The sequence below is a fragment of the Proteus sp. G4415 genome (assembly GCF_963896075.1).
Lineage (GTDB): Bacteria > Pseudomonadota > Gammaproteobacteria > Enterobacterales > Enterobacteriaceae > Proteus > Proteus mirabilis.
The window spans coordinates 20,790-31,615 of record NZ_CAWQOK010000096.1 but is presented as its reverse complement, the minus strand read 5'-3'; the positions used below and the strand labels follow the sequence as shown (position 1 = coordinate 31,615).

Genomic DNA, 10,826 nt, shown 5'->3' with positions numbered 1-10,826 from the left:
AGTATGGAGCATACCGTTATCAGCCCCTTCTAGTCGAGAAGCAACAGGATCGCAGTTTAATTTTAATACCCAATTTAACTTCTGATTATGGTGATTTATTTTATATTTTTTACTACTGTTTTTATAAATTATTTAATAAATAACTATAGATTATTGGCTTATATAGCATACTAGTAGTCAAAGAGAGAAAAAGGTATTTTTCTCTCTTTGGATTAACGGAGTATTGCGCTGATTATCTTCTATATACTGGTGTTATTCTTCGCTACTAACAGAATAAACCACCCACTTCTTTGTTTCATTTCAATATATTCGTTTAATATTTAAGCGTTCAATCACAAAATATCGTTTTTTTTTAAATAGTCATTTAACTTAAGACTTACTTAATGTGTGGTTTAATTCTCTACCATTAAATCAATTTGTCCAATTTTTATCCTGTAATTGTTTGGTATTTGTTTCGTTTATGTTTGCAACTTGTTCATTTTGGCGTAAAGCCCCTTATTGACGGAAACGAATACAGTTGGTTAATTGAACAATGACAAAATAAAAAGGTATTCCGTTTTTAAACAGGAAACCAAAAAACACAACAGAATAATGACGGAGAATAATGATGAGAAGCTCCAAAAAACAGACAGGGTTGCTAACCGCTACAATCGGCTTACTCGCTTTGGCTATTTCAGCGGGTGTGCAAGCGAAAACATTAGTGTACTGTTCAGAAGGCTCACCGGAAGGATTTAACCCCCAACTATTTACCTCAGGTACGACTTATGACGCAAGCTCAGTACCGCTTTATGATCGCTTAGTTGAGTTTAAACTCGGCACCACTGAAATTACTCCCGGCTTAGCTGAAAGTTGGGAAGTGAGCGATGATGGTAAGGTGTATACTTTCCATTTACGTAAAGGGGTTAGTTGGCATAGCAACAAAGAGTTTAAGCCCACTCGTGAATTTAACGCAGATGATGTGATATATACATTTATGCGTCAAATGGACCCAAATCATCCTTATCATAAAGTCTCTGGTGGAAGTTATGAATATTTCACTGGGATGGATATGAATAATATGATCGAGAAGATCGAAAAAGTGGATGACAATACGGTTCGCTTTGTACTTACCCGTTCAGAAGCGCCTTTCTTGGCTGATATGGCAATGGACTTCGCATCTATTCTTTCTGCCGAGTATGCAGATAATATGATGAAAGCAGGGACTCCTGAGAAAGTGGATCTCAATCCTATTGGTACGGGACCTTTCCAACTGCAACAATATCAAAAAGACTCACGTATTCTTTATAAAGCGAATGATAAATATTGGGGGAAAAAACCTGATATAGATCGTTTAGTTTTCTCTATTACGCCAGATGCTTCAGTTCGTTATGCCAAATTACAAAAGAACGAATGTCAAGCAATGCCTTACCCAAATCCTGCTGATATCGCCAAGATGAAACAAAATAAAGATATCCAGCTACTTGAACAACCCGGATTAAACGTGGGGTATATCTCTTTTAATGTGGAGAAAAAACCGCTCGATAACCAAAAAGTACGCCAAGCATTAAGTATGGCTGTGAATAAAGACGCCATTATTGAAGCTGTCTATCAAGGTGCAGGTCAGAAAGCGAAGAATCTTATTCCACCGACAATGTGGGGTTATAACGATGATATCGTCGATTATGAATATAACCCTGAAAAAGCCAAAGCATTGCTAAAAGAGGCCGGCCTTGCAGATGGCTTTACTATCGATTTATGGGCGATGCCAGTGCAACGGCCATATAACCCTAATGCTCGCCGTATGGCTGAAATGGTACAAGCTGACTGGGAAAAAATTGGTGTGAAAACCAAGATCGTCAGTTATGAGTGGGGTGAATATCTGAAACGTGCTAAATCAGGTGAACACCAAGCTGTGATGATGGGCTGGACGGGAGATAACGGTGATCCTGATAACTTTTTTGCCACACTGTTTAGTTGCGCTGCGAAAGAGCAAGGCTCTAACTACTCGAAATGGTGTTATAAGCCGTTTGAAGATCTGATCCAGCCTGCGCGGATCACGGCAGATCACGATAAGCGTGTTGAGTTATATAAGCAAGCTCAAGTGGTGATGCATGACCAAGCGCCAGCACTGATTATTGCTCACTCCACGGTATATGAACCAATCAGTAAAAAAGTAGAGAACTATGTGGTCGACCCATTAGGTAAACACCACTTTAATAATGTCTCTCTAAAATAGTCGTGATATTAACGAGCTGAGTTATCTTTACCACGGTACTTCTCTGAGCGTTTAGAGAAGTACCGCTATCCAATAATAATCAATACATTCAGTACACTGTGAGCGCAGGGGCTTTCCCCTGATTTATCAGCGCTATCTTTTAGCTGATGTGTAAAAAGAGAATTAGGATATGCTGCAATTTATCCTTCAGCGTTTGGGGCTCGTGATCCCAACGTTTATCGGAATTACGTTATTAACCTTTATTTTTGTCCATCTTATTCCGGGTGATCCGGTCATGATTATGGCGGGAGAGCGTGGATTATCACCAGAGCGTCACGCTTATTTAATGGCGGAATTAGGACTAGATAAACCACTATGGCAACAATATTTAAATTATCTTAACGGCATTATGCATGGTGATTTAGGTATTTCACTAAAAAGTCGTATTCCTGTCTGGGATGAATTTTTGCCACGATTTAAAGCAACCTTAGAGCTAGGTATTTGTGCCATGATTTTTGCTGTTTCAGTGGGCATTCCCGTTGGGGTGCTTGCGGCAGTAAAACGAGGTTCTATTTTTGATCATACGGCAATCAGTGTGTCACTTGCAGGATATTCTATGCCTATCTTCTGGTGGGGGATCATGCTGATTATGCTCGTTTCAGTGAAGCTTGATCTAACACCTGTATCAGGCCGATTGGCGGATAGTGTCTTTCTAGATGATAGCTATCCACTAACGGGATTTATGTTGATTGATACGCTCTTTTGGGGGGAAGAAGGTGATTTTCTTGATGCGCTACACCATATTATTTTACCGGCCATTGTGCTTGGGACTATTCCATTAGCGGTTATTGTGCGCATGACGCGTTCGGCAATGTTGGAAGTATTGGGAGAAGACTATATTCGCACTGCCAGAGCAAAAGGATTAAGTCGTGCACGAGTGATTTTGATCCATGCATTACGTAACGCAATGTTACCTGTTGTGACGGTGATTGGTTTACAAGTTGGTACGATGCTAGCCGGAGCGATACTGACAGAAACTATTTTTTCATGGCCGGGGTTAGGTCGCTGGTTAATTGATGCTCTACAACGTCGAGACTACCCTGTTGTTCAAGGGGGAGTATTGCTCATTGCCACTATGATCATTTTCGTGAATCTATTAGTGGATGTGCTATATGGCATTGTTAACCCACGTATCCGTCATAAGAAATAAGGAGTGCATCATGGCTGAAAATAACGTAACACCGGTCATTAGTGCACCGGTGCCAATGACCCCCTTTCAAGAGTTTTGGCACTATTTCAAACAAAATAAAGGGGCGGTTGTTGGCTTAATTTATATTGTCATTATGCTGTTGATAGCGGCCCTTGCAGGCGTTTTAGCGCCTCATGCACCCAATGAGCAGTTTCGTGAATTTCTTCTAACGCCCCCTGTATGGCAAGAAGGAGGAAGCTGGAGTTTTATTTTAGGTACTGATGATGTTGGGCGGGATATTCTCTCTCGCTTAATGTATGGTGCGCGCCTTTCATTACTCGTTGGTTGCATTGTCGTTATACTTTCGCTGATTTTAGGCATTATTTTAGGTTTAATGGCTGGCTATTTTGGTGGCATCGTTGATATCGCCATTATGCGCGTAGTTGATATTATGCTGGCATTACCCAGTCTTTTATTAGCATTAGTGTTAGTGGCTATTTTTGGGCCTTCGATTATTAATGCTTCAATCGCTTTAACCTTTGTTGCCCTACCTCATTATGTTCGACTGACGCGTGCGGCAGTGTTAACAGAAATTAACCGTGATTATGTTGTGGCGTCTCGTGTTGCGGGAGCAGGCTCTATACGCCAAATGTTTATCAATATCTTGCCTAACTGCCTTGCTCCTTTAATTGTGCAAGCCTCTTTAGGTTTTTCTAATGCCATCTTAGATATGGCTGCCTTAGGTTTTTTGGGAATGGGCGCACAGCCACCGACACCAGAATGGGGAACCATGTTATCTGATGTACTGCAATTTACCCAAAGTGCATGGTGGGTAGTGACTTTTCCGGGGTTAGCTATTTTGTTGACGGTTTTAGCCTTTAACTTAATGGGTGACGGTCTACGAGATGCACTCGATCCAAAATTAAAGCAGTAACGGAGTAAGAGCATGGCGTTATTAAATATAAATCAATTATCAGTTCACTTTGGTGATGAAGATACTCCGTTTAAAGCGGTAGACCGGATCAGTTATCAAGTAGAAGAAGGTCAAGTGGTGGGCATTGTTGGCGAGTCTGGCTCAGGGAAATCAGTCAGTTCATTAGCGATTATGGGGCTTATTGATTTTCCCGGTCGCGTATCAGCACAAGCCTTGCAATTTGATGGACGTGATCTAATGCAAATTTCTGAATCTGAACGTCGTGATTTGGTTGGTGCTGAGGTTGCCATGATATTTCAAGATCCGATGACAAGCCTTAACCCTTGTTTTACGGTCGGTTATCAAATTATGGAGGCCCTCAAAGTTCATCAAGGAGGAAGTCATCGTACGCGTAAACAGCGGGCGATTGATCTATTAACGCTGGTGGGTATTCCTGATCCCGCATCACGTTTAAATGTTTATCCTCATCAACTGTCGGGTGGAATGAGCCAACGGGTGATGATTGCGATGGCAATTGCTTGCCAACCTAAATTATTGATTGCTGATGAGCCAACTACTGCTCTTGATGTCACCATTCAAGCGCAAATTATCGAGCTATTACTTGAATTACAAAAACAAGAAAATATGGCGTTAGTGTTAATTACTCATGATTTGGCATTAGTTGCAGAAGCTGCAGATACCATTATTGTGATGTATGCAGGGCAAGTTGTTGAATCAGGCCTCGCAACAGAAATTTTCAAAGCGCCTCGCCATCCTTATACGCAAGCTTTATTAAAAGCATTACCTGAATTTGCGAGTGATAAAGCTCGGCTTGAGTCATTACCGGGCGTGGTTCCGGGACGTTATGATAGACCGATGGGGTGCTTACTTAATCCTCGTTGCCCCTATGCACAGGATACTTGTTTTCAGATAGAGCCAGAATTGAAAGAGATGGGTAAACATCGAGTGAAATGTCATACACCATTGGATGATACAGGGAGACCAACATATGGCTAATGTTAATCCGAATACTGCAGTGCCTTTATTAAAAGCGGTTAATCTTGCCAAATATTACAGCGTTAAAGGTGGACTTTTTGCGAAGGAAAAAACCGTTAAGGCACTAGATGGCGTCTCTTTTGAGCTCGAGCGAGGAAAAACATTAGCCGTGGTTGGGGAGTCTGGCTGTGGTAAGTCAACCTTAGGTCGATTATTAACGATGATTGAAGTACCAACCTCAGGAGAGCTTTCATATCAAGGGCAAAATTTATTAGTTAAAGATAAATCAGCGGAAAAATTACGGCGCCAAAAGATCCAAATTGTCTTTCAAAATCCTTATGGATCATTAAATCCACGTAAGAAAGTGGGGCAAATATTAGAAGAGCCTCTATTAATTAATACCACGTTAAGTGCACAAGATCGTAAAGAAAAAGTACTTTCTATGATGGCGAAAGTAGGTTTAAAGGCTGAGCACTATAGTCGTTATCCGCATATGTTTTCAGGAGGACAACGCCAACGTATTGCTATCGCCCGTGGTTTAATGCTTGAACCTGATATTGTGGTTGCTGATGAGCCTGTATCTGCCCTAGACGTTTCTGTGCGAGCTCAGGTGCTTAATTTAATGATGGATCTCCAGCAAGAGATGGGACTTTCTTATGTTTTTATTTCCCATGATCTTTCCGTTGTTGAACATATTGCAGATGAAGTGGTGGTGATGTATTTAGGGCGCTGTGTTGAAAAGGGCACTAAAGCACAGATATTTGAAAACCCACAACATCCTTACACCCAAGCGTTATTATCAGCAACACCAAGATTAACACCGACATTAAGGCGAGAGAGAATTAAATTAACGGGTGAATTACCTAGTCCGTTAAATCCACCACCAGGATGTGCTTTTGCTGCTCGTTGTCGGCGCGCATTTGGAATGTGTACACAATTACAACCGACTTTAAAAGAGTATCATGGGCAGTTGATTGCTTGTTTTGCCGTAGAGCAAGATCACGGCGAGTTTTAATCAATAGATTGATAAATTTGGTTTATAAAATAAGAACAATGATATTATGTGTTGTTCTTATTTTTATATGACTAGCGTTTCTTATTATTTAGTCTCCCTTTAAATTTACTAAATAAAAGGGACGTTATGTTTTATAAAAAATTGCCATCATTAAATCTTCTAGTTATCTCTATTTCATTTGCTTTTATACATAATAGTGCAGTAGCCAATAACGTTATTGTAGATGCAGGAAAATCTGCAAACACAACAGTGAGCAAGAATGGAGATGGTTCAGAAACTATTTCTATCAACAAAGCAAACGATATGAATTTATCAGTTAACTATTTTGAACAATTTAATGTTGGAAAAGAAGGCGTTAATATTGATAATAGCGAGGCAAAAGCAAAAGTTATTCTTAACGAAGTGACTTCAAAAAAAACGAGTTCATTAGAGGGTAAAATCTCTGTTTTAGGACAAGATGCAGAATTGATTATCGCCAATCCAAATGGAATTGATTGCTACGGATGTCAATTTTCAGGTTCAGATAAGGTGATGTTAATTTCAGGGAAGTTAGATAGTATTACAGGCAAAAAAATTTACTTATCAGATGGTTATGTTAATCTAAAGAATGTTAATAATTTCAATGAAAAACAAACAATCAATGTTTTTTCTAATCGTATTAATATATTGGGTAAAAATAAAATCCCAGTTTTTAATGTGATCAATGGCTATGAAACGGTTAGTTTTGTTGATTATGATTGGAAAGGTGACCAAGGAAAAGAGCTATCTAAAGATAACCAAGAAGGTCTCTCTATTTTAGAAAATAGTTCATTAAAAACAGATCTTTTCTCTCTACAAGGTGGCATTTTTAATCTTGATGGGGATCTAATCACTAAAAAAATCAATATCATTCGTAATAAAGAAATTAATGCTAATGAAAAATCAGTATTCGGAATTATTAATAAAAAAAATGAATTTAGAGCATATAATGAAGTAGATCTAATGTTCATGTTAGCATCTATGAAGTTATATTTTCTTGAAATAGATGCAAAAAAATCAGCTGAAATAGCATTAGAATTAGAGGCATTAGAAGAAAAAATAATGGAGTTAGAGCCTCATAATATACATAAAAATAGACTAAAGAAAATAAGAGAACTAGCTACTGAAGCTAGGAGAGTTGCTGATCAACAGCAAGCAGAATATAACAAGATCCAGAGTGCTGTTCTTAAAATCGATGAAGCTAAACAAGCAGAAAAAAGAAAGTTGGAGGCTGAGGGTAAAGAAATAGGATCAGCACTTCAATATATAGAAAGTGACAATATTAACTTTAAAGGTAAACTAGCTATTATAAATAGCGAAGTTTTATTTAATGCGAGAAATATTAATGTTGATATTGATAAAACAATTTCTTATGTCAGAAATTCTGGTGTCTCATTTAATGCCCATCAAGATAATAACTACTCGGGTAGATTTGCGCTGAGAAATAGTAGTATCAGATTTTTAGGTTATCGAAATATCCCGATAGGAGATGGTAACGACGATAATAGCTTAGATAAAAATAAGCTTAATGATATTAATTTAAATAAACTATCTATGCTTGGTTTTGGTCAGATTTTTGCACATGGAGATAACATAAATATAACAGATGTTAAATTTAAAGAAACTCTTTCATATGATGGATTAAGCAAAACTTATATAGATTTGATAGCTGATAATGAAATTAATATTAAAGGTCAGTTTAAAACTTCTTTAATTAATGAATATAGCTTATTTAAGTTCGCTAGCAAGATAACGGAGAATGACAAGGTTATTTTCGATATTAACCCACATAAAACTAAATAATTTAAATGATGATATTTAATAATAACAATTAAAAGAGTAATAAAATTATCATCTAAAAAAGATGAATATTATCTGGCTATTTGTGTTTATAGCCAGATAATTCTTTTTATTGATTTTAACCTGAGTAGAGATGCAGGCTTTCGTGTGTTTTTTCTTTATTGATTGTGATACATAATCGAAAAAATACAGTATAATCACCGTTGTTCAAGCATGGTTACTGGAAATAGCACTGATGAAACCTCATCTCAAACGTTCACTAACAATCAAACAGATGGCAGCTGTTGCAGGTGTCACGTTGGTGACTATTGCTATTTTTATTAGTATTCAGCTTGTTTATTTGATTGATCAACGCCGAGAAGATTATCAAAATCAGCTATTTAATGCGGCAGTCAGTATACAACAACCGCTAGCTGATGCGCTATTGCGTTCAGATTTAAATGATGCCAAACAACTGATCATTAGTTTAAAAACGACCGGGATACTGGGTAAAGCGATTGTGACACAACCCGAAAATGTTCAGGTGATGAACTTAGATTTTGCACCGAAAAAATCAGTTTCTCAATTTTCACGTTGGCTGTTTGGCATCCCTGTTGAAGTGACTATCCCTTTACAGCCTTTAGGTATTACCTCCGCTGACGATAAAGCCTATACCAGTCATCTTATTTTACAGGCAGATACTAACCGTTTTTATCGTTTTGCGAGTAATACTGTCGCACTGATGTTGACGACTTATTTATTAATGGGTCTTATCCTCACTATTGCAATTAGCTGGTGTATTAATCGTATTATGGTAAAACCGTTGCGCCACATTGCTGTGACTCTTAATAAAAGTAATCAGGTTTCGATGTTGTCGTGTTCAGAATCTCATCGTGATGATGAGATTGGTTTGCTGATTAAAGGATATAATCAACAAAAATCTGATCAAAAAGAGTCAGATATCTGAACCTTCTTACACCACTATGACTCTAATCACGTGAGTGATTTTATTTTAGCGTTCTGTGGTGATAAAGATGACAACGCAACATACAGACATTTTACATCTAACATGTCTTCCGGCATTTATTGTTAAACCTCATAAGTGGTTTAATACCAAGGATTAATAAAACAGAGGTTCACATGCAGGGTGCAATGACACGAATTTTATTGGGAAGCGTTATGTTCAGCGCTGCTATTTGTCAGGTTCAAGCTGAAGCACTGCAGCCTGATCCTGCTTGGCAAGAAGGGCGACTCGCAAATGGTTTCCAATGGCAAATTTTACAAACACCACAACGCCCAAATGATAGGATCCAAATTCGCTTATTAGTGAATACGGGCTCTTTATCAGAAAAGCGCAGTGAAACAGGGTTTTCATCTCTGGTGTCAAAACTGAATGTGTTAGAAAACACCGGATTAACACCAGAAAAACGCGATAATCTTTGGAAAAATGCATTCGATCCTGATTATCCATTGCCACCGATGATCGTCTCTTATGACTTTACGGTTTATAACTTAAGCTTGCCTAATAACCAGCCTGAATTATTAAAAGATGCCTTTGCATTATTGGCGGGCATAGCAAAACCGGCACAATATACAGAAGATGCGGTTCGAAATGCGATTCAATCACCGCTTCCGGTGGTGACTTTTCCCGCTAATATTGATGATCCTATCTGGCGTTCACGTCTAGAAGGCTCAAATCTAAAAGGCCATAATCCAGGTAAACCGGTTAATCATTCGGTAAATACAAAAGAGTTATCAGATTATCAACAGCGTTGGTATACCCCAGATATGATGACGTTATATATTGCCGGTAATGTTGATAATCGTATCTTAACCGAAAGTATTAATCAGGCATTTTCTTCTCTTGAAGGAAAACGCGTGACACCTGTGCCTGTGCCTGTTCTTGCCGATATGAAACCAGAAACATTGTATGTGCAAGAACCCATGCGAAAAAATGACCAAATCTCTCTTATTTGGGATCTAGATTGGTCACCAGTGAAAGATTCTGACACACTGAGCCGTTATTGGTTAAGTGATTTAGCGCGTGAAGTGATTTTTGTGCACTTAGGTCGTAGTCTCGAACAGCGTAAAGAAAAAGAAAGTACGCAAGTGAATATCGATTGTCGAGTGCAATATCAACGAGCCAGTTGCTCGTTAAATGTTGATACAGCAACGGCAAATATTCCTGCACTTGCCACTTGGGTGGGGGAAGAGCTTGGCGAATTACGTAATCAAGGTGTCAGTGATGAATTGTATCAAGATTTACTTCAAGAAAAGCAAATTCAACTCACTCAATTGTTTGCGCGTTATGCCAAAACAAGTACTTCTATCTTAATTAATCAGCGTTTATTGTCTCAGCAAAGCAATATTATTGATATTCCACCAGAGCAATATCAGCGTTTACGCCAAGCATTTTTAGCGGGTTTAACGAAAGAGATGTTAAATCAAGAGTTATCGAGAATTCTATCTGAGGATATCACTTTTGTATTAACGCAAAGTAGCGAGACGCCAACGGTAAACTTGGGTGAATTGCGTGTGCAATTTGAAAAGCAAGTTCACCCAGAAACAGCGAATAGCTCAAACACGGCTAAAACATCGTTAACTACTGGTGAAAAAGCTTCGGTGCAGGCAGATGCACAACAGACAAAATAGATAAGTAGTACGGCATTAACTTAATAAATAAAAGCTGGAAATAGCCTAACGCTATTTTCAGCTTTTTTAT

General features: G+C 38.4%; 8 protein-coding genes. All 8 read left to right on the top strand.

What is annotated here, in order from left to right; translation table 11 throughout:
* Positions 1 to 607: 607 nt before the first annotated feature.
* The gene (dppA, locus tag AACU95_RS11450) at positions 608 to 2,215 is read left to right on the top strand and encodes a dipeptide ABC transporter periplasmic-binding protein DppA (RefSeq protein ID WP_004249098.1); all 1,608 of its coding nucleotides are present in this window, start codon (positions 608 to 610) and stop codon (positions 2,213 to 2,215) included.
* Between the two features lie 169 nt (positions 2,216 to 2,384).
* Positions 2,385 to 3,404 (top strand): dipeptide ABC transporter permease DppB, encoded by a 1,020-nt coding sequence (gene dppB / locus AACU95_RS11445; protein ID WP_004246841.1) that lies wholly within the window; start codon positions 2,385 to 2,387, stop codon positions 3,402 to 3,404.
* Positions 3,405 to 3,414: 10 nt separating this feature from the next.
* On the top strand, positions 3,415 to 4,317 hold the full coding sequence (gene dppC, locus AACU95_RS11440; RefSeq protein ID WP_004249100.1) for a dipeptide ABC transporter permease DppC: 903 nt from the start codon (positions 3,415 to 3,417) through the stop codon (positions 4,315 to 4,317).
* Positions 4,318 to 4,329: 12 nt separating this feature from the next.
* Entirely contained in the window at positions 4,330 to 5,313 is a 984-nt protein-coding gene (dppD, locus tag AACU95_RS11435) for a dipeptide ABC transporter ATP-binding protein (RefSeq protein WP_004250066.1), read from the top strand.
* A complete protein-coding gene (gene dppF, locus AACU95_RS11430) occupies positions 5,306 to 6,307 on the top strand; it encodes a dipeptide ABC transporter ATP-binding subunit DppF (RefSeq protein ID WP_036919249.1) in 1,002 nt (333 codons plus the stop codon). The genes dppD and dppF overlap by 8 nt, the downstream gene beginning before the upstream one ends.
* Positions 6,308 to 6,433: 126 nt before the next feature.
* Positions 6,434 to 8,128 carry a two-partner secretion domain-containing protein gene (locus AACU95_RS11425; RefSeq protein WP_049201705.1) on the top strand — a complete coding sequence of 565 codons (1,695 nt, stop codon included), beginning with the start codon at positions 6,434 to 6,436 and terminating at the stop codon, positions 8,126 to 8,128.
* Positions 8,129 to 8,360: 232 nt separating this feature from the next.
* Positions 8,361 to 9,071: a HAMP domain-containing protein gene (locus AACU95_RS11420; RefSeq protein ID WP_004246847.1), complete on the top strand. Its 711-nt coding sequence runs from the start codon at positions 8,361 to 8,363 to the stop codon at positions 9,069 to 9,071.
* A 212-nt stretch (positions 9,072 to 9,283) separates the two neighbouring features.
* Positions 9,284 to 10,756 (top strand): M16 family metallopeptidase, encoded by a 1,473-nt coding sequence (locus AACU95_RS11415; RefSeq protein ID WP_223293380.1) that lies wholly within the window; start codon positions 9,284 to 9,286, stop codon positions 10,754 to 10,756.
* Positions 10,757 to 10,826 lie beyond the last annotated feature (70 nt).

What these genes read in the sequence shown, in the direction of transcription:
- dppA (WP_004249098.1), top strand. Translation starts at nt 608, where the DNA reads ATGAGAAGCTCCAAAAAACAGACAGGGTTGCTAACCGCTACAATCGGC.
- dppB (WP_004246841.1), top strand. Translation starts at nt 2,385, where the DNA reads ATGCTGCAATTTATCCTTCAGCGTTTGGGGCTCGTGATCCCAACGTTT.
- AACU95_RS11425 (WP_049201705.1), top strand. Translation starts at nt 6,434, where the DNA reads ATGTTTTATAAAAAATTGCCATCATTAAATCTTCTAGTTATCTCTATT.
- dppD (WP_004250066.1), top strand. Translation starts at nt 4,330, where the DNA reads ATGGCGTTATTAAATATAAATCAATTATCAGTTCACTTTGGTGATGAA.
- AACU95_RS11420 (WP_004246847.1), top strand. Translation starts at nt 8,361, where the DNA reads ATGAAACCTCATCTCAAACGTTCACTAACAATCAAACAGATGGCAGCT.
- dppC (WP_004249100.1), top strand. Translation starts at nt 3,415, where the DNA reads ATGGCTGAAAATAACGTAACACCGGTCATTAGTGCACCGGTGCCAATG.
- AACU95_RS11415 (WP_223293380.1), top strand. Translation starts at nt 9,284, where the DNA reads ATGTTCAGCGCTGCTATTTGTCAGGTTCAAGCTGAAGCACTGCAGCCT.
- dppF (WP_036919249.1), top strand. Translation starts at nt 5,306, where the DNA reads ATGGCTAATGTTAATCCGAATACTGCAGTGCCTTTATTAAAAGCGGTT.